This is a genomic window from Moellerella wisconsensis, from assembly GCF_022592395.1.
Lineage (GTDB): Bacteria > Pseudomonadota > Gammaproteobacteria > Enterobacterales > Enterobacteriaceae > Moellerella > Moellerella wisconsensis.
In genome coordinates this window covers 1,788,686-1,813,953 of sequence record NZ_CP093242.1, presented here as the reverse complement: position 1 = coordinate 1,813,953, position 25,268 = coordinate 1,788,686, and the positions used below count along the sequence as shown (strand labels likewise).

Below are 25,268 nucleotides of genomic sequence, written 5' to 3'. Positions count from 1 at the left end.
TGTTACTTTTTTTTATGAATTTATCTGTAGAATTATTATCTACGCTCTATAAAACAGCATCAAAATAAATAATTTTCAAGTTAAAGTATTATTTTTCACATATTACTTATTATTACGCAGCTATCTTTATTTAATGCTATTTATTCTGTGTTATCGCTGTAAGCACAGGTTATTAATGCCCCCGTGCTTATATAATAAACTTATTGGATATATTTATTGTGCTGCAGCGATAATCTCATAATGACAGATAAACTCTGCCATCGACAGGCGATGAATATCATTAGCTTCTCGGGATGATTGAATTACGACATCCCCAGATTTGACTATTTGGGGTGATTTTCCATCCCGTGTAATGATAAATGAGGGGGTGGTAGGTGGGACTGGATAATAATTCACTGGCAAAGTGCGTGGAATAATACGAAGGTAACCTGGTTTGGTTAATGCGGTGATAGGATCATAATATTGCTCAGCAAAAATTTTTGCTGAGACCAACATTTGCTCAGTCGCCTTAGGTGAACAATCGGTTTCAATAATCCAATCGCCCTTTTGAGCCGTCACCGTCGTAGTTTGTGCCCCATGGTCTGCTGTTAGCGTGACTGATTCTCCAGGTTTAGCCAGCCGGGCAAAGCGTGGTTTACTTTGCTGAGCTATACCAGTTTTACCGTGCTGTTCCAGATGAGTGAAATATTCAATCGCTTGATATTCAACCATATTATCTTTTGAACTACTAATTTTTGAATTCACTTCCGAGGATGCGGCATAGGCGGTCATAGTCTGTAAGGAAGCACAGGAAAATAAAAGAGTAATTAAAAAAACGGTTTTTTTTATTGTCATCGTGACTGATCTCATCGGCTATTTATAGGTGATTTGTGTCTATTTTTATCTACGTATTGTATCTACGTTAGCTACGCACTGAGAATAAAAATCATCCTATTGGGGGATTGTAACTTGTAAATAGTTCACTAAAGCTCAAATACTATTTATCTAATGCTAATTCACAAGACGATTAGGCAAGATTGGCTGAACCCTATTATTACCCACTATTATTAGATCATAGGATCTAAAATTTAGGTTAATGCAGATATTATAGAAGAGATATGATAACTGAAGATCCTTCAAAGGCGATTAACTTTTCTCACCTTTGAAGGAAAATAGACTAAAATTAACGCGCTTTACGTGCTCGGCGTAAATAAGAGAAAGGAACATTAGCACAGACTTGATCTTTCACTTTCTTTTCTGTCGAGGCGGTGTTAAGTGCCTCTGTATTGGCAGTTTCTTGGTGTGCTAAATCGTCATTAGCCAAATCATTCTCTTGCTTCGCTGTTACCGCAGAATTCACGTTGTTTTCCATAATATGATTAGTTTTTGCCATGTTAGTTATCCACCTCAATCAGCGCTAGATTCATTGATTCTAGGCGCTGAACAGTCTGATTAATAATATTTACAATCTTAACCGACTCATCATTACTTAATTGTTTTAGTACAATTTTGTGCCTAAGTAGGCTTTTAAATCTACTTACGGCCAGTTCTATTTCATCGGCGAACGCATTACCTTGTTTTAACTCACGTGCATATTGAAGTTTCTGTTTAATATTCAATAAGATTACAGCTTGAGTAGCCAAAAACAATTTGCCTTCAGTGGTAATTAAAAATTGTTTGCGTCCATGACTCTGATTTACAGGTTCGATGAATGTTTGTTCTTCTAACAATGTCAGCGTCGGATAGATCACTCCTGAACTGGGGCAATAAAAACCGCCAGTGGCTAGCTTAATTCGTTGAATTAGCTCATACCCATAACTTGATGATCCAGCCAATAGAGATAATACATAGACTCTTAACTCTTTTGGGCTGAACATTCGTCGTGATTTTCGACAACAACAATCTACATCATGCTCAGTATTGCTCATTATTTCCGCTCTTACGCTACATCGACTGCCAATACCATCTTTACGCTCAGAAATATTACGACATCATAAAATGACGAACTAGAAATATGTGAGTATAAACCGATATATCGATTACAACACTATCATAACCCATTATGTGGATAATGCCAGTTTAGATATATCTGATTTTATGCCAAAAATGCTAATGATAACTATTACTATGCTTTTTAATAATTATACATACAATTAATAATCAAAATTCAACTATCGATATATAAAGTTACTGCGAATCAATTAAAATTACGGCACAATTAGTTAAATCAACACATTTCGCTATTAGCGATGCGGGCCCTGCCCCTGTATCACGCGACGGCTTCAATAACATCGAGTAATTAGGACACTTTATATGCTAATTGTTTTTGGCGGATTACCCGGAACAGGCAAAACAACCATCGCAAAAAGGATTGCCCAATCAATTTCTGCTTGTTACTTACGCATTGATTCTATAGAACAATCGCTAATACAAGCATCGACAGTTGATAATAATACTGTTGGTGCCGCAGGGTATAATATTGCCAATATCATCGCAGATGATAATTTAAAGCTGGGGCAAATAGTGATTGCAGATTGTGTGAATCCGCTAAGCATTACTCGTACCGCATGGCAAAATATCGCAGCCAAGGCCAATACACCATTAGTTGAAATTGAAATTATTTGCTCTGATTTAGCCCAGCATAGAACGCAAGTCGAACAACGGGTAGCAGATATTATCGGTCATCAGTTACCTGATTGGGATAATGTAATGAATAGTGAGTATGAATGGTGGGACAGCGCGGATATTGTTATCGACAGTGCAGTTACCTCGGTTGAGCTAGCGGTGGAAATGATCCTCTATCGCTTACAGAAGCTAAAGAGAAAACATTAATCTTCTCCGGTGATGCTTGCTTTTAGCATAAGCGATATAAAGACCTGAATAAATAATAAATAGGATGCTTTTCAGCACCCTATTTACGTTTATTGTCAGTCACATCAGATTTATTACCGCGTAATATATTCAGCCAATATTTGGCAACACATTGAATACAATGGCCAACTGTACAGCAATGACTACAATCCCACAGATAAAGACAAATACTAACGCAGGCGCTCCCCCTTTAACTTGATAATTACGTTCATTAATTGATCGAGATTTAAACGCCAACATACTTGGGAGTAATAACGCCAATATGGCCAAAGAAACTGCCGCATAGCCTAATGCCATAATAAAACCTGAGGGATAAAATAGTGCAAAAATTAACGGTGGACCGAAGGTTAATAATCCAGTTTGTAATCGCCCAGCAACCGAATCTTGGCGTTTAAACAGGTCGGCTAAGAAATCGAATAATCCCAGTGCAACCCCAAGGAAAGACGTAGCTAACGCCAAACTCATAAACATCTGAACCGCTAGCTCGGTTTCACTCGAATTAACAACGTTGCGAATTGCATCGAGTAAACCATTTAACCCTGAGTTTTGCGCTAAGATACCGACAAAAGTATCGCTACTAATACTGCCCAAAGTGGCGATTTGCCACAAAATATAAGCAATAAGAGGGATTGCACTGCCAATAATAAAAATAAAACGCAGTTTTTTTACATCGCCACCCATATATTTAACGATGCTCGGCACACTGCCGTGGAAACCAAACGAGGTAAATACCACCGGGATAGCAGACAGAATAAGGACAGATTCCATCGGTTGAGACAATAAATTTTGTTGTTCAACATGAGGCATCATTAGAGCAAATATCAGCACCATAAAGACTGTTTTCGCTGCAAATAACAGACGATTAATAAGATCAACCGATGTAGTTCCAAAACAAACCACTCCTCCACCAATCACGGTAAAGATAATAATTCCTATATAGTCCGCTAATTCAATCTGAAAATTATGGTTAAGATTAGAGGTGATAATTTCTCCCGCCCCGCTCACGTAGGCCGCAGTCAATGCATACATCAAAAACATCATACTGAAGCCAGTAATAATTTTCCCCGCTGATCCTAAATAACGTTCGGCGATACTACCCATACCGGTTTCATGGGATTCATGTTGATATACCTCAACTAATAATAACGAGGTATAACACATCAACGCCCAAAGAGTGATAAGCATAACAAAACTGACACCAAAACCATTACCGGCTGCTGCGATAGGCATCGCCAACATCCCTGCACCAATTGTGGTTCCCGCGACAATAAATACACTACCAAATGTACGATTCTTCATAATAAACCCTGTCAATAATGAGATTATTAAATTCGCTATTAGGCGAGTTGTTGAGTAGCTAAAGATGTCGCAAGGCGATTTGATTTATTATTTTCATCCACAACTTGCTGTAACTTATTGACAAAAATAGTTTTTAACTCCTGCCAATAGTGCTCGAAGTGATGTTTATCGCGTAAACAATGGGTCATAATTGCCGCACGTAGAACATATAAACTTTGAACTCGTTGCCATTCATCCAAACTAAAACCAGCCTGTTGACAAAAAATAGCAGGGTTATCGCCGTATTCTTCATGGCTGAGTGACGTCGATGAGGTTAAAAAATCATTGGTATAAGAGCGGCCAGTGGCAAAAGAGCACAGTTCATACATCCGTTTATTTAGCTGATTTTGTTGCTGGAGATTGTGATTATCTATTTGTTTGAACATAAAATTAACCATATGAAAATCAGGTGTTTGCATAGCGTAAATTTTAAATGTTCGGTCATCAATACTAAACGGCTCAGTTTGATTTAACTTTTCAGTTAACCAATTCGCGGTGACTATTCCCGCAGCGATCACTTTGCCATACCCGTGAATATTTAATGGCACTAACCGATGAGCAGCCCAAACAGCCGCCGCTGTGGCACCAGATTTCGAGCCTTCCATAATAGACGCCCCCAAAACCACCTGCTGATTCTTAGTTGATGGCGTTTTTTCCGTTACTGATTCAAACACATAAGCGGCATGATAAGAAATTAAATCGACAATCCGTTTATCTTTCATACAAATAGCCCCAGCAGCGTAAGGGATAAATCCCACTTTATGCGGATCTACCGTAATTGAATCAGCCTCTTTTAAGGCTTGAAAACTGCGATATACTTCGGGTTTAGGCCATATAACATCGGTAGGAAATATACCTTCTTGTTGATAACGATGAATTAACTGTTCATATTCAATGAATTGGTTTTCTTCATCTAAAAACATAGCGCATGCATATCCAGCATAAGCAGCATCGATATGAATATAAAAAGAAACACCATAACGCTGTTCGCACTCTCGTCGTAACTGAATCAGGCTATCGACATGATCAATAGCTCCAGTTTCTGTTGTGCCAACTACCGCAATGATAGCTAAAATCGGTTCACCGCGTGCAATGAGATCAAACACTATTGCCCGCATTTTTTGAGTATCAGTACGATATTGCTGATTAACGGGTAATTGAACGATATTTTGTTGCCCCATGCCGAGGATATCCATGGCTTTCATCCAAGAATAATGTTTGGATTGAGGAACCAATAATTTACCTAATTTACTCGACTCAACCCCTGCGCCTCGACAGGTTAAGGCTCTCACTTCTTCGAACCAACCGGCGTATTTCAATTGATCGATAAAATCAAGAACTGTCGATGGTGATAAGTTTAATAATGCTTGTTTTGATATATTTGGCAGCAAGTTGCGAGCTTGTTCATGTTTAGCCATCGCTAACGGTAACGTTTTTAAATTACGAGCTACCCATAATCCTTCATAATTAGCTACCGTTCCGCCAGAGGTGATATGTCCCCAAGAAGTATCCGGGTCATAACCAAACATTCGACACAAATCCTCCCCTGCTTCTAACTCTAAATGAGTGGTGGTCGGCGATGCTTCTTGTGCACAATTATTGGGGTTGTACATCATCGCCATGACATAAGCGAGGTTGGAGATCATTAAGGTATCAGCGTTCATATGCCCGAGATAACGGGGAGAAAACCAAGGCACTGAGGTGGTTTTTAATTTCGATGATAATTGATTAAGAATACCTTCTGTCCGGTATAAAGTATCACGATAATCAGCAGTATAACGGTCTACCGTGGTGATTAATGCGGAATCTTCTGGGTGGAATCCAGAACGCCAATGTAGATGTTCGCAAATAGCATATTCCATCATTTCTCTAAAAAATGTTGCATTTTCAGACTTAGGTCCAAGAAATAAGGCATCAACATTGATCGTCGAATTGCTTTGTTTAATCATTATTACCCTACCTTCAATTTACAACTTTTGTGTTGTCTTTTTATTACAAGGAATTTAAGTTAATTAACTTATTATCATTGGAAGGTATGTTCATTTATCTGTTCCGTGCCATACAAAGAAACCTCAATTAACTCATTGGTATTTCTATATATTTACTATTCCATTAAAATTGTAGGCTAAAAATGACGTGACTTATTGCCAACTTGTTAATAGGTATAATATAAATTTGTTAAAATATTAATATATCAGTCGCAAAATAAATCGGAACTGTGGGCAAGAACAAAATTCAGGAAAATTATCGATAATAAAAGGATCTTCATACAAAAACAGCTTGATGATGTAAATGAATTGTTATAAGTAAAGGTTGATTAATTGATTATTTTAATGGTTAGGGAATGTAGGAATTTATAAATTAACGGTCATCTTTTAATAATAAAAAATGACCGTCAATTTTAATAATACTACGTAGTATACAGGAAGCTAGCAAACGCTCTAACCGTTTAGTAATAGATCATTTATCGCTCATTATGTGTATCCACGACTAATACTATCTTACCGATCAAGTCTCCTGATTCCATGAATCGATGCGCATCCGCGGCTTGATCTAAAGGATAGGTTTTATTAATAATAGGCTGTATTTTACCTTGCTGAACTAACGGCCAGACTTGCTGTTTAATCTGTTGAGCTATCTGTGATTTTTCCTGAATATTTCGCGAACGCATCGTCGATCCAGTATGCGTTAGCCGTTTGACCATCAGCGGCATCATATTCAAATTTTGAGGGTTACCTTTCATCATCCCAATTTGAATGATGCGTCCAAACTTCGCGGCCACCGCATAATTTTTAGCGATATAATCGCCGCCAATCAAGTCAATTACCATGTTCACCCCTTTATCACGGGTTAAAGCTAGGGTGCGAGCGACAAAATCTTCGTCATGATAATTAATCGCATGATCTGCGCCAATAGACTGTGCAATTTGTACTTTTTCTGCTGAGCCGACCGTCGTAATCACCTGTGCGCCAAAAGCTTTGGCTAGCATTATAGCTACACTGCCAATCCCTGATGTTCCTCCATGGATTAATACAGTTTCACCCGCCTGTAACTTCCCGAGTTGAAACATATTGGCCCATACTGTAAAAAAATTCTCAGGGATAGCCGCAGCTTCAATAAATGAAAGATTACCTAAAGGCAGCGCAATATCTTGATGGACTAAACAATATTCAGCATATCCGCCCCCGGCAACTAACCCACAGATTTTATCACCAATTTCCCACTCGGTAACATCGTCAGCTATTGCTACTACGATGCCAGAAACTTCTAATCCGGGGATCGGGGATGCATCAGGTGGCGGTGGATATGCGCCTTTACGCTGAAACACATCTGGGCGATTAACCCCTGCCGCCACCACCTTAACCAATAGATGACCGGAGGTAATGGGTGGAAGAATGACATTGGCAGGCTGTAATTTTTCAGGCCCTCCAGGCTCAATGATATCGATAACTGTCATTGAATCCGGCAGGTCATGGTATGGCTGTCTCATCACAATTCTCCTAGGCGATTGAATACCCAATCAATTTTTTATTTAGTATGCAATTGCAATTAAAATAAAAAATATTATTAACTATAAAGCTATTTAATCATATTATTGAGATAATTATCGAAAGTAATAAATTATTTAAATAATAACTAATATCTTTTAATTTGAATTAATTAATATTTATCCTATAACAATAACCTTATTGGATTTTAGTTTATTATTAGTGGTTCTTTGCATAATGTGCTAAATCAAAAATTGACTAACAGGATAAAAAAGATAAATAAATATAAAGATGAGTTCACAATGAGTTTTTATTTAACTAACAGATTTTCACCGATACTTTAACTCGATGATAACTTAATAGTTTCTCACAATATACTGATGAACCCAGCTCATAAAAACAACACTAATAATCGATGTTCTAATAGCTCTTACTAGTTTACTTATCTTATGTTAAAATTGACTCATATCAATATTTTTAACTTTAATGAGCATTATATATGATCCCAGAAAAACGAGTTGTTCGTCGCATCCAGTCTGGTGGTTGTGCTATTCATTGTCAGGATTGCAGCATCAGTCAGCTTTGCATTCCATTCACATTGAATGAACATGAACTGGATCAGCTTGATAATATTATTGAACGCAAAAAACCGATTCAAAAAGGCCAAACTCTGTTTAAAGCTGGAGATGAATTGCGTTCACTGTATGCTATCCGTTCTGGCACGATCAAAAGTTACACCATCACTGAAGAAGGCGATGAGCAAATTACTGGTTTTCATCTTGCCGGTGATCTAGTTGGATTTGACGCAATAATTAATACTGAGCATCCAAGTTTTGCTCAAGCCCTTGAAACATCAATGGTGTGCGAAATTCCTTTTGAGACACTGGATGATTTATCAGGGAAAATGCCAAATCTACGTCAACAGATTATGCGCTTGATGAGTGGTGAAATTAAAGGCGACCAAGAGATGATCTTGTTGCTTTCAAAGAAGAATGCCGAAGAACGCTTAGCTGCATTTATTATTAATTTATCACATCGTTTTTCTCAGCGCGGTTTTTCTGCTCGCGAATTCCGTTTGACCATGACCCGTGGTGATATCGGTAACTACCTCGGTTTAACCGTAGAAACCATCAGTCGTTTATTAGGCCGTTTCCAAAAAAGCGGTATTTTGAGCGTTAAAGGCAAATATATCACGGTGGAAGATATGGAAAAATTATCTGAAATCGCGGGTAAACTACCGTCTACTATTGCATAAATAAACTTAATTAGTTGTTTATCGCCAAAACTAGGTCATTTATCTCTATGGCCTAGTTTTTTATCGCCCTCTTTTTTGATTATAACTTCCGTATCGCACCAAAATTAAACGATAAATTTGATAAATTATAATTCATTATCCCTCATTTTCATCAGGATAAGAGGTGATGCCGTCAGTTTGTTGTGTTAGATTTAATCATAGCGACATATAAGTTAAATTGTCACGGAGGCTTAATTCAGACTAATGGAATAACCTTAATTAGCGATTAAGCCGTAAACTCCACATCGTAACAACAAAAAATAACGACGATATTTATACAATAACTGTCCAGCCGTTATGAGGAAATCAATATGGCAAACTATCAAAATTTATTAGTTGCGATTGACCCCAATCAGGATGATCAACCGGCGTTACGGCGTGCTGTGTATCTCGTACAGCGTAATGGTGGACGGATTAAAGCATTTCTTCCTATTTATGATCTGTCTTATGATATGACTACCCTGCTATCACCAGAAGAACGTGATGCTATGCGTAAAGGTGTAGTTAATCAGCGGGCTGCATGGGTAAAACAGCAAGCACACTATTATCTCGAAGCCGGAATAGATATTGAGATCAAAGTGATTTGGCATAACAAACCCCTAGAAGCAATTATTCAAGAGGTGATTAATGGCAAACATGATTTATTACTCAAAATGGCGCATCAATATGATAAATTTGAATCGCTGATATTTACGCCGCTTGATTGGAATTTACTGCGTAAATGTCCTTGCCCGGTGTGGATGGTCAAAGATAATATTTGGCCTGATCATGGGTCGATTGCCGTGGCGGTTAATCTATCCAATGAGGAATCTTATCACGATGAGCTAAATATTAAATTGGTGGAAAAAACCCAGGATTTAGCCAAGCGCATCATAAAAGACCCGACTATTCATCTTGTTAGTTCTTACCCAGTAGCGCCGCTCAATATTGCGATCGAACTGCCTGATTATGACCCTAGCCTGTATAATAATGCACTACGTGGTCAGCATTTGATTGCCATGAAAGAACTGCGCCAAAAATTTAGTATTGATGAAAAATATACTCATGTGCAGGAAGGATTGCCGGAAAAAATTATTCCTGAAATGTGTGAGGAACTCAATGCCGGAGTGGTTGTTTTAGGGATTGTCGGCAGAACGGGTTTATCCGCTGCCTTTTTAGGCAATACCGCCGAGCATGTGGTGGATAAATTAAAATGTGATTTACTGGCTATCAAACCCGATGGTTTCGTCTGCCCAATTACTAGCGACGATGAATAATCATTATTAGGCTTAAATTGTCTATTAAGTCAGTATAAAAAACCCCCAGTAATTGGTTGTCCAACTACTGGGGGTTACTTCAAACTACTATAGTACCTCAATAACGGCGATTATTATTGGTTAGTTCGTAATCATAATGCCTTTAAAATGGCATCAACACTGGCTTTAGCATCACCAAATAGCATTTGACTATTTTCTTTAAAGAACAATGGATTTTGTACCCCAGCGTATCCTGTATTCATTGAACGTTTAAATACAATTACGTTGTTCGCCTTCCATACTTCAAGCACTGGCATACCCGCAATTGGGCTATTAGGATCTTCAAGCGCTGCTGGGTTCACGGTATCATTAGCCCCAATGACTAATACGGTATCGGTATCAGCGAAATCATCATTGATTTCATCCATTTCTAATACAATATCATAAGGGACTTTTGCTTCCGCTAATAATACATTCATGTGACCAGGTAAACGACCGGCAACTGGATGAATACCAAAACGAACTTTAATCCCGCGCTCACGCAATTTAGCCGTAATATCATGCACTGGATATTGTGCCTGAGCTACCGCCATGCCGTAGCCTGGGGTGATAATAACTGAACTTGAATTTTTCAGCAGTTCAGCCACTTCTTCAGCAGTGGTTTCACGGTATTCACCCATTTCTTCTGCATTACCCACAGATGAGCCATCAGTACCAAAACCACCGGCAATTACGCTAAAGAATGAACGATTCATCGCCTTACACATAATATAAGATAGAATTGCCCCGGATGAACCGACTAACGCCCCAGTAACAATTAACAGGTCATTGCTGAGCATGAAACCTGCCGCTGCCGCTGCCCAACCAGAATAAGAGTTCAGCATTGAAACGACGACTGGCATATCTGCACCACCAATAGAGGCCACTAAATGCCAACCGAAAGCTAAGGCAATCAGAGTCATAACCAGCATAGTGAAGACTTGCAGACCGACACTGTCAGTTTTAACGAAGATCAGCATCAAAATAAACGAGACGACTAATGCCGCTAAATTGATTTTATGACGATGTGGCAGCATCAATGGCTTAGATGTCATTTTTCCTGACAATTTACCGTAAGCTACGATTGAACCCGTGAATGTTACTGCACCGATGAAAATACCCAAGAAAACTTCAGTTAAATGAATATTTTCCATGATAGGCTCAGCAAATGCTTCAGCGGCCATATAGCTGTTAAAACCGACCAAAACGGCCGCTAAACCGACAAAACTGTGCAAAATAGCCACAAGTTCTGGCATTTCGGTCATTTCAACTTTTTTAGCTAACCGAATACCGATCACCGCACCAATAACCATGGCGATAATCATCCAGCTAATATTTTCGCTGTTTGGTCCGAGAATAGTCGCAATTAATGCAATCGCCATCCCAATAACACCAAAGGTATTACCACGCTGTGAACTTTCATGACGCGATAAACCCGCCAGACTAAATATAAATAGGATAGCAGCAACAATATATGCCGCTGTAACAACTCCGCTCGACATAAGTTACTCCTTACCCTTTACGAAACATTTTTAACATGCGTTGTGTGACGGTAAAACCGCCAAAGATATTAATACTGGCGATTAAAATAGCGATAAAGGAGAAGAAACTCACCCAACCACCACTGCCAATTTGTAATACCGCCCCAATAACAATAATACCAGAAATTGCATTTGTGACGGACATTAACGGGGTATGTAGTGCATGAGAAACATTCCAGACTACGTAATAACCCACCACACAGGCCAGAGCGAACACGGTAAAGTGTGATAAAAATTCTTTAGGTGCGGCATTCGCAAACCAACTGAATAAAATAATCGCTAACGCCATAAACCCATATTTAATTACCGGTGATTTTTTTGGTTTCTCTACTTTAGCCGCAGCTGGTGCAGGTTGTGCTTTAGCTTGTGGCTGAGCAGAAACTTGGATTGGTGGTGCAGGCCAAGTAACCTCACCTTCTTTGACCACAGTTACACCGCGGATAACTACATCATCAAAATCAAGACTTATCTCGCCATTTTTTTCTTTGCACAATAACTTCAGTAAATTGACCAAGTTAGTCCCGTACAATTGAGACGATTGAGTCGGTAAACGACTTGGTAAATCAGTATAACCGATGATTTTAACCCCGTTGTCTGTTACAACCAATTTATCAGCCTGAGTTAATGCACAGTTCCCGCCTGTCTGAGCGGCTAAATCGACGATAACACTGCCTGGTTTCATCGATAAAATCATATCTTCAGTAATTAATTTTGGTGCCGGCTTACCAGGAATCAGCGCCGTAGTGACGATAATATCTACGTCTTTCGCTTGAGCTGCAAATAATTCCATCTCAGCTTTAATGAAGGCCTCAGACATCACCTTAGCGTAACCGTCACCGCTTCCTGCTTCTTCTTTAAAATCAAGTTCAAGGAATTCAGCGCCCATACTTTGCACTTGCTCTTTAACTTCAGGGCGAGTATCAAACGCACGAACGATCGCGCCTAAACTACCGGCAGCACCTATAGCAGCAAGGCCAGCAACGCCAGCACCGATCACCATAACTTTGGCAGGTGGCACTTTACCCGCCGCGGTGATTTGCCCAGTAAAAAAACGTCCAAATTCATGAGCCGCTTCAACAATAGCGCGATATCCAGCAATATTAGCCATTGAACTTAATGCATCCAATGATTGAGCTCGGGAAATACGTGGAACCGAATCCATAGCTAAGGTATTAATATTGCGCGCTTTTAATGCTTCAAGTAATTGAGGGTTTTGTGCTGGCCAAATAAAACTAACCAACGTTGCCCCTGGTTTAATAAGTTCAATTTCGTCTGTTTCAGGCGCATTGACTTTAAGAATAAGGTCAGCATCTAATGCCACCTCGCGACTGACTATTTCCGCACCTGCTTGTTCATACGCAGCATCTTCAAAACTTGCCAGATGTCCTGCCCCACTTTCTACAGACACAGTAAAACCAAGTTTTAACAATTGGCTTACTGTTGATGGCGTGGCAGCAACACGAGCTTCATTGGCAAATCTTTCTTTTGGTATACCAATACGCATAATGTTCCCTTTTAAAGCCTTAAGTAATTTTTCAATTATTTCATAGTTTGAGAATAAATCGATTCCTGATTGGAATATTCCTATTTTCAAACAAAACATCTTATCAGTGTTCTAATAACCTACTGAAAATACGTCTAATGATCCATAATTGATCGCAGTTATATGACAGTAAATTGAATTAATGGCAAAAATCTTAGTTTTAAGTCAATAAAATACTAGATATGTGAAATATTTTGGTAAATATCACTACCAAGTAACGTTTTTTTTACTAGTGAAAATAAAATCATGGGACAAGAGTGTTTAGAACGTGTAATAATTAGCGGCTATGTGGTACAAATATGATTCAGCACGTTTATAATAAATTGCGCAAGGCGGAAGGATTTTGTATGAAGCTGAAAACGACGGTCATCGCTGCCGCGGTGTTATCATTAACTAGCATTACTGCTGCACAAGCAGCTGTGGAACTTACGCCTGAGCAGGCTGCCGAATTTAAACCGTATGAGCGGATTACCGTAACTGGCCGTTTTAATGCGATTTATGAGGCTGCAGATGCTGTATCTCGTCGAGCAGATAAAGTAGGTGCTCACGCGTTTTATATCCAAAGTTTGGATGATGTTGGTGATAGCGGTAACCTGCGTGTTGTAGCAGACCTGTATTCTAAAGAAGCCGAAAAAGCATCAAGTGAAAAATTGCGTGTATTTGCAGGAATGCAAGAGTTCACTAAAGAGCAAGCGACTCAGTATGAACCTTTTGATACGGTAACCGTAAATGGTTTTTACCCTGCTCAACCCGATTTGTATGAAGCACTGGCTAAAAAAGCCAGCAAAAAAGGCGCTGCATCATTCTATGTAGTAAGAAACATCGCTCAAAATGATGGCGGTAATACGTTAGCAACCGCATATATCTATAAAAAAGATGCGCCTAAACGCCAAGTATTGACTGAAGAAGCGGTTATTCCTGCAGATTCAGAGAAAGGTCGGGCATTGTTAGCAGAAGGTGGCGAAGCCGCTAAAAAAGTTAAAATCCCTGGCGTTGCCTCTTCTGCTGAGCCTACAGCAGCGATTGGTAATTTCTTTGAAACTTCGAGCTCATCTTCTGGGAAAACTAGTGTTTCTCTGCCAAGTGGTTACTCTATTGAAGAAGTGAATAAAGTCACAGCAGCACAAATGGTGCCTTTTGATTCAATCACTTTCTCAGGCTATTATACCACGACGCCAGAAGTTCGTTATCAGGTAGCTAAACGCGCCGAGAAAAAAGGTGCGAAGTATTATCATATTACACGTGAATGGCAATCCAATGGTGGCAGTGTCACTATCAGTGCAGACCTGTTCAAGTAATAAATTAATACCATTATTATATTAATAAAAGACGGGTCACATTAGACCCGTTTTTTATACCATAATATGTACTAAATCATATTTATCAGCTGTAATAATATTCATTATATATAGATTGCATAAAATAGCCTTTTTTCTGCATATTTTACCATTGCATATCCCCAGTATGATCCGTAGAATTCACTCTTCATTTTTAATGACATGACCAAACTCTCTGGTTTATTGCTTTATACCCATCAAATATCGTGCAGTAGCATGATGCGTCATTTTATAGCTCGGGGCTATTGAATGAAACATTTGGCGCAATTATTGATTATGTTACTGGAGTTCAGATTATTAGGGTATATAAGTTAAGTGAGTTGCTCTATCTCAGTGATTGATTAACTTTTTGTTTTCATTATTTTATACGTTAGGATCACCTCTTTGAAGCATACATTAAGCCTGACTGCATTAACCGCCTTAGTTTTAAGTTCAATGGTAGGTGCAGGTGTTTTTAGTCTGCCACAAAATATGGCGGAAGTTGCGAGTCCTTTAGCGCTAATCATTGGCTGGTCAATTACCGGGATAGGCATTTTATTTTTAGCGTTCGCTCTATTGTTACTTTCTCGCATTCGTCCAGATCTAGATGGTGGCATATTCACTTATGCTAAAGCCGGATTTGGTGAATTAGTAGGTTTTTGTTCTGCCTGGGGTTATTGGTTATGTGCGGTTATTGCTAATGTTTCCTATCTAGTTATTGTCTTCGCCGCTTTAAGTTTCTTCACCGATACGCCAGAAAATATAATTTTAGGTGAAGGAAATACATGGCAAGCACTGATTGGCGAATCAATATTATTATGGGTAGTCCACGGGTTAGTTTTACGCGGAGTACAAACCGCAGCAGGAATTAATAAATTAGCCACCATGGCTAAATTAGTTCCGCTTGGTTTATTTATTGTTTTAGCCTTTATCGCCTTCAAATGGGATACCTTCCATGCTGATTTCTCAGGGCTTGATCTAGGTATTCCAGTCTGGCAACAAGTTAAAGATACCATGCTAATTACGTTGTGGGTTTTCATTGGTATTGAAGGTGCGGTAGTCGTTTCTGCCCGTGCTCGTAATCGTCGTGATGTTGGGTTAGCCACTGTTTTAGCTGTATTTTCGGCATTAATTATTTATATCTTAGTGACTCTGCTTTCATTAGGTATTATGCCGCGAGCAGAATTAGCTGAAATAAGAAATCCGTCAATGGCTACTTTGATGGTAAGCATGATAGGTTCTGTTGGCGAAATAGTAATTGCTGCAGGCTTAATAGTCTCAGTCTGTGGTGCGTATTTAAGTTGGACCATTATGGCTGCGGAAGTACCCTATATTGCTGCGTTGCATGGATCATTTCCTAAAATATTTAATAAACAAAATAATAATGATGCCCCTTCATCATCTCTGTGGCTAACTAATGGTGCTGTACAATTATCATTAGTGTTAATTTGGCTTAGCGGGAGTAATTATAATACCTTATTAACTATTGCTTCTGAGATGATCCTAGTCCCTTATTTTTTAGTCGGTGCATTCCTGGTAAAAATGGCCATTGAGCGCAGCAGTAAAGCATTATTATTTGTTGGTGCTTGTGCTGCTTTATACGGAATATGGCTTCTTTATGCTTCTGGTATAATGAATTTGCTCTTATCCGTTGTGTTATATGCGCCTGGATTGCTTGTATTTCTATATGCCCGTAGCCAACAACAATCTGAACAAAAAAAATTATTATTAACAGCTGAGAAAATAGCACTCTATCTATTACTGGCGGGCTCGCTCCCTGCCCTGTGGTATTTAATTAATTAATTTCAATAATAAATAGCAATAAAGAACAGATTTTGTGAGTTGTCGAATAATCCATTATAGACTCACGCAAAACTCAGAGGAAAATTTGAATGTTATCGTCAAAAGCCGTATGTGGATTCGATTTTGGAACCAGTAATACTAGTGTAGCAGTGAAAAACTCTGTTGGTGAAGTGGTTTGTTATTCATTTCCCAGTGCGATTTTCTTTGAGTTTGAGACTAAATCCACGTTGTTCGGTGATGAAGCACTAGCCAGTTATTACGATTTGATCCCCGGACGACTATTTACTTCGTTTAAATCGCTGCTGGGCAAAAAAATCTATGATTCAAGCACCATGATCCATGGGCAATTAATTCCTTTTGAAGAAATCATTACTTCGTATATTAGTTTCATCAAAGAGACCGTAGAAAAAGACATTGGTTACTCTTTAACCGCGGTGCTTGCTGGTCGTCCAGTATTCTTTATTGATCAAGATCCCGTAGCTGATGCTAAAGCTCAAGCCGATCTTAAAGGTATTTTTCAGCGTACGGGGTTTGAACTAGTAGAATTTGAATTAGAGCCTATTGCAGCGACCTATTCCTTTTTGAGTCATCACACTAAAGAAAATACCACTATTTTAACCGTCGATATTGGTGGTGGAACCAGTGATTTTTGCTTATTCAATAGTGACGATTTTAGCGCCGGTAAAAAACTACCGATTGAAACTGTAGGGGTTCATTTAGGCGGTGATGATTTTGATAAAGATTTCAGTATGTACAGCGTGATGCCTTTATTGGGCCGAGGTAGTAAGCTTAAACGAAATCCAAATATTACGATCCCTAATCATTTTTTCTACGACATGTCTTGTTGGCGTTCGATTTATGAACAGTATAAATTCAAAAATATCAATGATATTAAACAAATTGCTTTACAAGTCGAAGACAATACCGCACTAGAAAGATTAATAAAGGTACTTAATCAACGTCTCGGACATAATGTATTGAAACAAGTACAAAATGCTAAAGTGACTTTATCTTCAGTAGAAAACACCATCATAGATTTAGACTTTGTAGAGAATAATTTAGAATTACAAGTTTCTCAGGCAGATTTAAATAATGCATTGAGTAAAATTCTCGAGAAGATTTCCGCCTCAATTGATTCGCTATTGTCTACGTTAGCAGTTAATCCCGAGCAAATTGATTATATTGTCTGTACTGGGGGGTCTACACTGGTTCCCGCATTAAAAAACATTTTATATCAAAAGTTTGACCGACAAAAAATTATTCAGCACGATACCTTTAATGCTGTAGCCAAAGGGCTAATGCTACGTGCTGCTGAAATATTACCGGTATAATAAGTACCTATTCTAGTACGTATCTTTGTCCAATCCCCCTAAATACAACACAGATAGCATAATAAAAATAAATGCTGTCTGTCTTAATAAATAGATAACTAAAAAATCATAATTGGCTTGCTAAGGCTATCTAATTTCTAATATAAAAGTTATACCATGTGCATTATCACCTAATAGGTATCCAACGCCCATTTTGATTTTTAATTGATCATCATAAAAATCAATTGGTGCTTCTAAAGAAAGTGATATATTGTTTATAACACCAAATGATAATTCCCTATAATTCTTGCCATAAAACCCACCAATACTATCTGATAAAATCAGATTGAAATTCTTTTCATTTAATTTAAATAAATCCGTCATGACATACTCACTACCAAGTGCCCATGTTCCGGTGTTATTTTTATCTCTAAATCCATTAGCAAACATATATGATATACGTCCAAATGAATTTATTTCATCATTATTATTTAACTTAAAGGTGTTTTTTATTCCAACTTTTGGGGTTATATGAAATGAGTTAATGTCCCAATCTAATAGTTTCTCTTCACGTAATGATTCTTTCATTTGAAAATCACCATGAAATGAAGAATTATTCTTCATATTGGCATACCCAAATTCCAGTTCATTTTCAAAACTAAAATTATCGTTTATTTTATAAGTAACCTTTGGTGAAGTTGTTATACTAAAAATATCCCACCTAGCATGTAAACTACCTACATTTTCAATATGAAATGATGAGGATTTTACTTTAAGATAATTACCTCGTAATTGTACAGAAAAGGAATAATCACCATTAACATAAAGTTCGTTAAAATTATAAGGTAATGAATATTTTTCATAACTAAGTCCATCAGACTTTAATTTTGAAGCGCTGATATCATCAGTCAACGAAAGCGCAAGCAGCTTATTGTAGCCAGTCTTCAAATCTTCCGCCATGGAAGAACCCGATGTAGTAATTATTAAAAATAGCATTCTAAAATATATATGCTTCATTTCCCCTCCATTAAAAAATCATGAAAAATCCCACCAAAAAAGACGGTCTCTATATGACTAGTAGTTAAATAAAATAATAAATAAAACAATAAATAAACTATTTTATAATAATATATCCTTCTTATCTTAAACGCGAAGTAATAACTAATAATTTAATGTCTATATTTCAATCTCTGCATATTCCCAGCTAAAAATTAAATACAAATAAGCCCTCAAAACATCGTGACACTTGACGGTATTGCGATGACTTAAAAAACAATCAATCTACTAGAAACAACATCGATAGGTTAAAAGCTGAGCTTATCTGATGCCCTAGTATCTGAGTTTTCTTGCATCATTTCACAACTAAATAGAGTAAAAAATTAATGTATTTCCATATTAATAAAAGGAAATATTTTGTTACACATCTATGACCACATATCAAAATAATATATAAAGTCATTTAAAAACAATTAAATGCATTCAAATAACCACATGCGAAAATAATTAAAGCAATGTATTTGCTTTTACCCCACCCAAAGAATCAATAAGAAAAGTTGATTTATTGATGATTCTGCCATATAACTAACAAGCGATCACTAAGGTAAATATCTATAATTAAATTGCAACCATTTACCAATAATCAACTTTAAATAACAAAAAAACCTCAAATAACAGAAGATAAGCTAAGGAATACCTCTCATGTCAGATAGCTTCCAAAATGAAGTCCCTAAAGCACGGGTTAATATAAAATTAGACTTGCACACGGGCGGAGCGCAGAAAAAAGTTGAGTTACCCTTAAAATTATTAGCGGTCGGCGATTATAGCCATGGGCAAGATAATCGTGCGCTATCTGAGCGTGAGAAAATAAACATTAACAAAAATAACTTTGATAGTGTGCTAGCTGAGTTTTCCCCCTCAATTAATCTGTCCGTTAAAAATACGCTGGCTAACGAAGGAAGCGAAGAGATCGTCTCATTGGCATTCAAAAATATGAACGATTTCGAGCCAGAACAAGTTGCTCGCCAAATTCCACAACTTCGCGCGATGTTAGCTATGCGTAATCTTTTACGTGACCTCAAATCTAATCTTCTCGATAACGTAACCTTTCGTCGTGAGTTGGAAAATATTCTGAAAGATCCTGCACTCAGTGACGAACTTCGCGAAGAATTGGCCCAACTGGCCCCCAAAAAAGACTAATTTGGATTTAACACAGGATCATGCTGATGTCAGTAAATAATGAATTAACTACAAATACACAGACTACCGTACTGGATGAAACACCTTTTCAAGGTGTTTACGCTTCATTGTTCGAAAAAATTAATCTTACTCCCGTTACAGAAGTAAGCGATATTAACGCATTTCAAGATAACGCAGTTTTAGCTGATGCATCTGCCGATGAACGTGTAACTGTTGCTGTTCAGGTTTTCCTCGATCGGCTTAAATCATCAGGGCAAAAAGTTGAACGCCTAGACCGTAATTTACTTGATCACCATATTGCTGAACTAGATAAACAAATTAGTCAGCAACTGGATGAAGTCATGCACCATCCTGAGTTCCAACAAATTGAATCTACTTGGCGTGGATTAAAATTCTTAGTTGACCGTACCGATTTTCGCCAAAATGTTAAAATTGAACTGTTAGACGTCACTAAAGACGATTTACGCCAAGATTTTGAAGATAGCCCTGAGATTATTCAAAGCGGCCTCTATCATCATACCTATATTGCTGAATATGATACCCCAGGTGGCGAACCTATTGCCGCCATGATATCGGATTATGAGTTTGATCGTAGTCCGCAAGATATTGCCCTACTTCGTTGTATTTCCAAAGTCTCTGCCTCAGCTCATATGCCATTTATCGGTTCTGTCGGCCCTAAATTCTTTGGCAAAGATACCATGGAGGAAGTAGCGGCAATCAAAGATATTGGTAACTATTTTGATCGTGCCGAATATTTAAAATGGAAAGCGTTCCGTGACTCCGATGATGCACGCTATATTGGGCTAACTATGCCCAGAGTACTGGGTCGCCTACCGTATGGTCCTGATACTGTTCCGGTACGTAGTTTCAATTATGTCGAAGAAGTTAAAGGCCCAGATCACGAAAAATATCTGTGGACCAATGCTTCGTTTGCCTTTGCTGCCAATATGGTAAAAAGCTTTATCAACAACGGCTGGTGTGTACAAATTCGTGGGCCACAAGCCGGCGGTGCAGTAAAAGATCTCCCTATCCATCTGTTCGATTTAGGCACAGGTAGCCAAGTTAAAATCCCTTCTGAAGTGATGATCCCAGAAACCCGTGAATTTGAATTTGCTAATCTTGGATTCATTCCATTGTCTTATTATAAAAACCGGGATTACTCGTGCTTTTTCTCTGCTAACTCAGCACAAAAACCGGCTCTGTATGATACGGCAGATGCCACTGCCAATAGTCGTATTAACTCACGTCTTCCGTATATTTTCCTGCTGTCACGTATCGCCCACTATTTGAAATTAATCCAACGTGAAAACATCGGCACCACCAAAGATAGACGCCTGCTAGAGCTGGAACTGAATAACTGGGTGCGTGGTCTGGTTACCGAAATGACCGATCCGGGTGATGATTTACAGGCTTCACATCCACTGCGCGATGCCAAAGTCGTCGTTGAGGATATTGAGGATAATCCAGGCTTTTTCCGCGTCAGACTTTATGCGGTTCCCCACTTCCAAGTTGAAGGTATGGATGTGGATTTATCCTTAGTTTCACAAATGCCAAAAGCGAAAGCCTAAAGGTTATTACGGATGAAAATCTACCGACCCCTGTGGACGGATGGGGCCTTTTTGGCCCCTCAACAATTCCAACAGCAAGCTCAATGGGATAGCCATGTAGCCAATTTGGTTTCCAATATGACATTGGCATCCCCGTGGGGCGTGATCAGTACTGAATTTGATGAAAGCGCATTGACTATTTCTCGGTTAAGTATGCAACGGATGGTGGTTCGCTTTCCTGATGGAACAATAATCGACTCTACACTTGCCGATAATCTTCCTTCAGTACGAGAATTAAGCCAATACGCCGAACACTCGTCTCTGGATATCGTGCTGGCACTCCCCTTGTTACTGGCTAATGGCGGCAACTTAGTACCAGAAGGTGGCACAGAAAGGCCTCGCCGTTTTTATCAAGAGTGGATAAAAGTACAAGACCTTGTTGGTCATGAACAAACCGATATTGCGGTGCTACGTCATGCTGTTAGTCTGCGTTTTGCTCATGATGATAACAGTGCTTATATTACTTGCCCCGTGGCCAAATTAATACGTAATGCGCAAGGGGCATGGACATTTGATCCGCACTTTATTCCCCCTTTACTGTCTTGCCAAGGAAGCCCTGCTCTTGTCTCACTTTTGAGCGAGTTTATGCATCGTTTAGTTGCAAAACGCCGCAGATTAATGGCGTTACGCCGTGAAAGTAATGAGAAAATGGCTGACTTTGTGGTCGCAGATGTTTCTTTATTTTGGTTATTGAATTCACTGAATAGTGCAGAGCCGGTACTCAATGAATTCATCGCATCACTTAATCGACATCCAGAATGTTTATATCGAGAACTGGTTCGTCTTGCGGGGAGCTTATTAACGTTCTCACTCGACCATCAAATTGAAGATATTCCTGCTTATCAGCACGACAAGCCTGAACAGGTATTTCCTCCGTTATTTGCTTTACTCAATACCTTACTTGAAGCTAGCCTGCCTTCACGTATTGTCACTATTGATTTACGCAAAGAAGGACCGTTCTGGAAAGGCGATTTGCACGACGGTCGTTTGCGTGAAGATGCAGATTTTTATTTATCCGTACGCTCTTCACTTCCCACACATTTACTGGCCACCCAATTTCCCTTGCTGTGTAAAGCAGGAAGTACCGATGATGTCGCCGATGTTGTGAATGTCGCACTCAATGGTATCCCGCTACGTGCGCTGACACATGTACCAACAGCTCTCCCATTACGGCTGGAAAATCAATACTTTGTACTTGATATTAATAACCCAGCCGGTGCTGCCATGCTAGATACTGGACGGTGTGCATTTTATGTCCCGAGTACCTTGGGAGAAATTCAACTTGAACTGTTTGCGGTATTACGCTCATGAACAATCATCCCCACACTTCATCCTCGATTGATGCTATTTTTGCGGATACTTGGCTGATGGTTTGTCAATTACGCCAAGGCTCGCCGATTTCAAATGGCAATGTTTTTTACCGCAAAGTTTGTGAGCTTATCGATAAAACCCGACAAAATTTACAGCAACAAGGTTATGACGAGCGCGCGATTGATCATATGCAATATGCTCAATGCGCGTTAATAGATGAAAGTATAATGAACCGTCCTTCTCCTGATGATGGCTATCAAACTTGGCTGCAATCCCCGCTTCAAGCCCGTTATTTTAATACGCTAGAAGCCGGTGATAAGCTGTGGGATCGGGTAAATACGGTACTTAAGGAAACAAATCCTAACCAAGAAGTGCTGCTTTGTTTTCATCGTGTTCTTACTCTTGGTTTTGTTGGGAAATTTCGCCGTCTAAATGATCCTGAACGCGAGCGTATTGTGGCGCAGCTAGATGCCTTACTTCCATCAATTACGCTTTCATCAGCGCTGCCGCTCGTTGTAAAACCCCAATTGCGTTTTAGCCGTCGTCGGCTCTATATGTTGGGTTGGCTGGGGGGAATCCTCCTTTTAGTCGCCCTTTGGTGGGGATTTTCTGCTTCACTAGAGCATTTGCTGCAATCATGGATGATTCAAGGACAGTAATGCGTAAATCGATAAAACCGCTGATCACCCTATTTTCTGCAGGATTATTCTTGTGGCTATTGTGGGAATTTTGGTCATTAGGACGCACTATTTCGATCTTTATAACACTGTTAGTTATCGTAATAACCGGTGTATTTCTCTTTTGGTATCGCAAACAACAATTACACACTATAGATACCCATTTTATCGATGCTCTACCGCCGCAAGATTATCAAGGGGCAATTGTGCTCGTTTGTGGTCAATCAGCGGCACTTTTCGCCGAGCAGCAATCTCGACGAGAAACTGCACTTGGCTGGTATCTTCCAATCCATACCCCCTCAGAGCTAACACATTATGTGCAAACAATTGCTGAGTATGTACCTTCATTATTTAGCCGGTTATCTATTTTATATGCCGTCTTGCCGGAACAAATAATACAGACCGAAACATTAGCTCAAGACGTTCTCGATTGGCGTAGAGCGATTGGAGAAAGCCGTTTAAAAATAAACCATAACCTTCCATTTTGGGTTAGCGTGTATCTTTCAAATTCGGATATTTTAGATCAAGATTTTCTGAACGATAATCAAGATAGCCCATGGTTTACTCTGTTAAAACATCAACCAGAATTTGTAGTTGAACAAGAAGGTACAACGGCTAAGCCATTTTCTGTCTGGTCAGACTCTCCACAATTTAATCATCAACAAATCCTACAAAATTCACTCTGGTTTGATGCCTTATTGGACTGGTTAAACACCATTTTTGTCCCTATGTTAACCACAGCACAAACGGGAGCCCCGATATTAACGCCATCTGCTTGGGCTATACAGTGGTCATCCGTTAATCGTCAACTAAACAATATTTGGCAACAATATATTGAAACTAAGACCGGATTGCCGCTTATAGAAACAGCGCAAACTAGTCATTTACTGCCACTTCCTGACGTTCTTCTGCGCCGCCTAAATCACGATGTGAGCCTAAGTCAACGTGAGCGTTTAATCGGTATTATTGGATTGATTTTTGGTATTTTTTTAGTTGGAGCACTCTGTGGTAGCTATCAACATAATCGACAACTTATCCGTCATATTGGAGAAGATGCTGCCCGTTTCTTGCATTTACCGGATAGCCCGTTATTGCCGAAAGAAACCAGCTATCGACAATTACAAAATGATGCCGCAGAACTGGCGCGTTGGGAACGCGAAGGTATCCCGACAGCTTATTCACTGGCTCTCTATCAAGGCAGTTATCTCCTCCCTTATTTGCAAACATTGTTGAGCAGTTGGGCACCACCATCCTCCCCAACACCTGCACCGGTCATTATTCAACAGGCGCCGCAAATGATCTCGCTGGATAGCTTAGCGCTGTTTGATGTCGGGCAGTACACCTTAAAAACCAATGCCACCAAAGTTTTAGTCAATGCCCTCATCAATATTCAGGCAAAACCTGGCTGGTTAATTGTAGTTTCAGGCTATACAGATAACACCGGTAACCCTGAACTTAATCAAAAAATCTCATTAAAACGGGCAGAATCAGTACGTGACTGGATGATAGAAACCAGTGACATCGACCCAACTTGTTTCGCAGTACAAGGCTACGGACAAAATCACCCGATTGCAGATAATGACACCACTGAAGGGCGCGCCCGTAACCGCCGCGTTGAAATTCGCTTAATGCCACAAGCTGATGCTTGTCGGGCCTTGAGTAATAAAACCGTGCAATCGATGGACGATGGCACACATTCCACAATGAAGGAGAAGTAATT

At 39.1% G+C, this 25,268-nt stretch carries 20 protein-coding genes; 11 read left to right on the top strand and 9 right to left on the bottom strand.

What is annotated here, in order from left to right:
- Positions 1-213 precede the first annotated feature (213 nt).
- The 3 genes from MNY66_RS08060 to MNY66_RS08050 all read right to left on the bottom strand — a co-directional run bounded on the left by MNY66_RS08060 (position 214) and on the right by MNY66_RS08050 (position 1,907).
- Positions 214-834: a hypothetical protein gene (locus MNY66_RS08060; RefSeq protein WP_241500633.1), complete on the bottom strand. Its 621-nt coding sequence runs from the start codon at positions 832-834 to the stop codon at positions 214-216.
- Positions 835-1,162: 328 nt separating this feature from the next.
- Positions 1,163-1,372, bottom strand: coding sequence for a hypothetical protein (locus tag MNY66_RS08055; RefSeq protein WP_241500632.1), 210 nt, complete (start codon positions 1,370-1,372; stop codon positions 1,163-1,165).
- A 1-nt stretch (position 1,373) separates the two neighbouring features.
- The gene (locus MNY66_RS08050) at positions 1,374-1,907 is read right to left on the bottom strand and encodes a PadR family transcriptional regulator (protein WP_047254836.1); all 534 of its coding nucleotides are present in this window, start codon (positions 1,905-1,907) and stop codon (positions 1,374-1,376) included.
- Between the two features lie 385 nt (positions 1,908-2,292).
- On the opposite strand from MNY66_RS08050, the gene MNY66_RS08045 reads away from it, so the two are divergent.
- Positions 2,293-2,811: a P-loop nucleotide/nucleoside kinase family protein gene (locus MNY66_RS08045; RefSeq protein ID WP_047254837.1), complete on the top strand. Its 519-nt coding sequence runs from the start codon at positions 2,293-2,295 to the stop codon at positions 2,809-2,811.
- Between the two features lie 129 nt (positions 2,812-2,940).
- Here MNY66_RS08045 and tyrP read toward each other — a convergent pair whose 3' ends face one another.
- The 3 genes from tyrP to MNY66_RS08030 all read right to left on the bottom strand — a co-directional run bounded on the left by tyrP (position 2,941) and on the right by MNY66_RS08030 (position 7,678).
- Positions 2,941-4,149, bottom strand: a complete 1,209-nt coding sequence (tyrP, locus tag MNY66_RS08040) for a tyrosine transporter TyrP (protein ID WP_241500631.1) — start codon at positions 4,147-4,149, stop codon at positions 2,941-2,943.
- 38 nt (positions 4,150-4,187) lie between these two features.
- Entirely contained in the window at positions 4,188-6,137 is a 1,950-nt protein-coding gene (locus tag MNY66_RS08035) for a pyridoxal phosphate-dependent decarboxylase family protein (RefSeq protein ID WP_241500630.1), read from the bottom strand.
- A 515-nt stretch (positions 6,138-6,652) separates the two neighbouring features.
- Positions 6,653-7,678, bottom strand: coding sequence for an NAD(P)H-quinone oxidoreductase (locus tag MNY66_RS08030; RefSeq protein ID WP_047254840.1), 1,026 nt, complete (start codon positions 7,676-7,678; stop codon positions 6,653-6,655).
- 497 nt (positions 7,679-8,175) lie between these two features.
- Between MNY66_RS08030 and MNY66_RS08025 the strand changes: the two genes are divergently transcribed.
- Positions 8,176-8,931: an FNR family transcription factor gene (locus tag MNY66_RS08025; protein ID WP_047254606.1), complete on the top strand. Its 756-nt coding sequence runs from the start codon at positions 8,176-8,178 to the stop codon at positions 8,929-8,931.
- Positions 8,932-9,281: 350 nt separating this feature from the next.
- Positions 9,282-10,226, top strand: coding sequence for a universal stress protein UspE (uspE, locus tag MNY66_RS08020; RefSeq protein ID WP_047254607.1), 945 nt, complete (start codon positions 9,282-9,284; stop codon positions 10,224-10,226).
- 131 nt (positions 10,227-10,357) lie between these two features.
- Here the strand turns inward: uspE and pntB are convergent, their stop codons facing one another.
- Complete coding sequence (pntB, locus tag MNY66_RS08015) at positions 10,358-11,746, bottom strand: Re/Si-specific NAD(P)(+) transhydrogenase subunit beta (RefSeq protein ID WP_047254608.1); 1,389 nt, start codon at positions 11,744-11,746, stop codon at positions 10,358-10,360.
- A gap of 10 nt (positions 11,747-11,756) precedes the next feature.
- Complete coding sequence (gene pntA, locus MNY66_RS08010; protein WP_241500629.1) at positions 11,757-13,289, bottom strand: Re/Si-specific NAD(P)(+) transhydrogenase subunit alpha; 1,533 nt, start codon at positions 13,287-13,289, stop codon at positions 11,757-11,759.
- A gap of 386 nt (positions 13,290-13,675) precedes the next feature.
- On the opposite strand from pntA, the gene ydgH reads away from it, so the two are divergent.
- The 3 genes from ydgH (at position 13,676) to MNY66_RS07995 (ending at position 17,778) form a co-directional block, all read left to right on the top strand.
- A complete protein-coding gene (gene ydgH, locus MNY66_RS08005; RefSeq protein ID WP_047254610.1) occupies positions 13,676-14,626 on the top strand; it encodes a DUF1471 family protein YdgH in 951 nt (316 codons plus the stop codon).
- A 474-nt stretch (positions 14,627-15,100) separates the two neighbouring features.
- On the top strand, positions 15,101-16,447 hold the full coding sequence (locus MNY66_RS08000) for a basic amino acid/polyamine antiporter (protein WP_414738762.1): 1,347 nt from the start codon (positions 15,101-15,103) through the stop codon (positions 16,445-16,447).
- An 89-nt stretch (positions 16,448-16,536) separates the two neighbouring features.
- Positions 16,537-17,778 carry an Hsp70 family protein gene (locus MNY66_RS07995; RefSeq protein ID WP_047254612.1) on the top strand — a complete coding sequence of 414 codons (1,242 nt, stop codon included), beginning with the start codon at positions 16,537-16,539 and terminating at the stop codon, positions 17,776-17,778.
- 126 nt (positions 17,779-17,904) lie between these two features.
- Here the strand turns inward: MNY66_RS07995 and MNY66_RS07990 are convergent, their stop codons facing one another.
- Positions 17,905-18,774, bottom strand: a complete 870-nt coding sequence (locus tag MNY66_RS07990; RefSeq protein WP_241500628.1) for a hypothetical protein — start codon at positions 18,772-18,774, stop codon at positions 17,905-17,907.
- Positions 18,775-19,455: 681 nt separating this feature from the next.
- Between MNY66_RS07990 and tssB the strand changes: the two genes are divergently transcribed.
- The 5 genes from tssB to MNY66_RS07965 are packed head-to-tail and all read left to right on the top strand — an operon-like array spanning position 19,456 to position 25,266.
- Positions 19,456-19,953: a type VI secretion system contractile sheath small subunit gene (gene tssB, locus MNY66_RS07985; protein WP_241500627.1), complete on the top strand. Its 498-nt coding sequence runs from the start codon at positions 19,456-19,458 to the stop codon at positions 19,951-19,953.
- A gap of 20 nt (positions 19,954-19,973) precedes the next feature.
- Positions 19,974-21,521: a type VI secretion system contractile sheath large subunit gene (gene tssC, locus MNY66_RS07980; protein ID WP_156170946.1), complete on the top strand. Its 1,548-nt coding sequence runs from the start codon at positions 19,974-19,976 to the stop codon at positions 21,519-21,521.
- 12 nt (positions 21,522-21,533) lie between these two features.
- Complete coding sequence (gene tssK / locus MNY66_RS07975; protein WP_241501850.1) at positions 21,534-22,871, top strand: type VI secretion system baseplate subunit TssK; 1,338 nt, start codon at positions 21,534-21,536, stop codon at positions 22,869-22,871.
- Positions 22,868-23,530 carry a type VI secretion system protein TssL, short form gene (tssL, locus tag MNY66_RS07970; RefSeq protein WP_241501849.1) on the top strand — a complete coding sequence of 221 codons (663 nt, stop codon included), beginning with the start codon at positions 22,868-22,870 and terminating at the stop codon, positions 23,528-23,530. The genes tssK and tssL overlap by 4 nt, the downstream gene beginning before the upstream one ends.
- Positions 23,530-25,266 (top strand): OmpA family protein, encoded by a 1,737-nt coding sequence (locus MNY66_RS07965; RefSeq protein ID WP_241501848.1) that lies wholly within the window; start codon positions 23,530-23,532, stop codon positions 25,264-25,266. The genes tssL and MNY66_RS07965 overlap by 1 nt, the downstream gene beginning before the upstream one ends.
- The last annotated feature ends 2 nt before the right edge of the window (positions 25,267-25,268 follow it).

Bases quoted from the DNA above. Each gene is read 5' to 3' on its own strand.
- tssK (WP_241501850.1), top strand. From the start codon at position 21,534: ATGAAAATCTACCGACCCCTGTGGACGGATGGGGCCTTTTTGGCCCCT.
- tyrP (WP_241500631.1), bottom strand. From the start codon at position 4,149: ATGAAGAATCGTACATTTGGTAGTGTATTTATTGTCGCGGGAACCACA.
- ydgH (WP_047254610.1), top strand. From the start codon at position 13,676: ATGAAGCTGAAAACGACGGTCATCGCTGCCGCGGTGTTATCATTAACT.
- pntB (WP_047254608.1), bottom strand. From the start codon at position 11,746: ATGTCGAGCGGAGTTGTTACAGCGGCATATATTGTTGCTGCTATCCTA.
- tssL (WP_241501849.1), top strand. From the start codon at position 22,868: ATGAACAATCATCCCCACACTTCATCCTCGATTGATGCTATTTTTGCG.
- MNY66_RS07990 (WP_241500628.1), bottom strand. From the start codon at position 18,774: ATGAAGCATATATATTTTAGAATGCTATTTTTAATAATTACTACATCG.
- MNY66_RS08045 (WP_047254837.1), top strand. From the start codon at position 2,293: ATGCTAATTGTTTTTGGCGGATTACCCGGAACAGGCAAAACAACCATC.
- MNY66_RS08055 (WP_241500632.1), bottom strand. From the start codon at position 1,372: ATGGCAAAAACTAATCATATTATGGAAAACAACGTGAATTCTGCGGTA.
- MNY66_RS07995 (WP_047254612.1), top strand. From the start codon at position 16,537: ATGTTATCGTCAAAAGCCGTATGTGGATTCGATTTTGGAACCAGTAAT.
- MNY66_RS08060 (WP_241500633.1), bottom strand. From the start codon at position 834: ATGACAATAAAAAAAACCGTTTTTTTAATTACTCTTTTATTTTCCTGT.
- MNY66_RS07965 (WP_241501848.1), top strand. From the start codon at position 23,530: ATGCGTAAATCGATAAAACCGCTGATCACCCTATTTTCTGCAGGATTA.
- MNY66_RS08050 (WP_047254836.1), bottom strand. From the start codon at position 1,907: ATGAGCAATACTGAGCATGATGTAGATTGTTGTTGTCGAAAATCACGA.
- MNY66_RS08035 (WP_241500630.1), bottom strand. From the start codon at position 6,137: ATGATTAAACAAAGCAATTCGACGATCAATGTTGATGCCTTATTTCTT.
- MNY66_RS08000 (WP_414738762.1), top strand. From the start codon at position 15,101: ATGGTAGGTGCAGGTGTTTTTAGTCTGCCACAAAATATGGCGGAAGTT.
- MNY66_RS08030 (WP_047254840.1), bottom strand. From the start codon at position 7,678: ATGAGACAGCCATACCATGACCTGCCGGATTCAATGACAGTTATCGAT.
- tssC (WP_156170946.1), top strand. From the start codon at position 19,974: ATGCTGATGTCAGTAAATAATGAATTAACTACAAATACACAGACTACC.
- tssB (WP_241500627.1), top strand. From the start codon at position 19,456: ATGTCAGATAGCTTCCAAAATGAAGTCCCTAAAGCACGGGTTAATATA.
- uspE (WP_047254607.1), top strand. From the start codon at position 9,282: ATGGCAAACTATCAAAATTTATTAGTTGCGATTGACCCCAATCAGGAT.
- MNY66_RS08025 (WP_047254606.1), top strand. From the start codon at position 8,176: ATGATCCCAGAAAAACGAGTTGTTCGTCGCATCCAGTCTGGTGGTTGT.
- pntA (WP_241500629.1), bottom strand. From the start codon at position 13,289: ATGCGTATTGGTATACCAAAAGAAAGATTTGCCAATGAAGCTCGTGTT.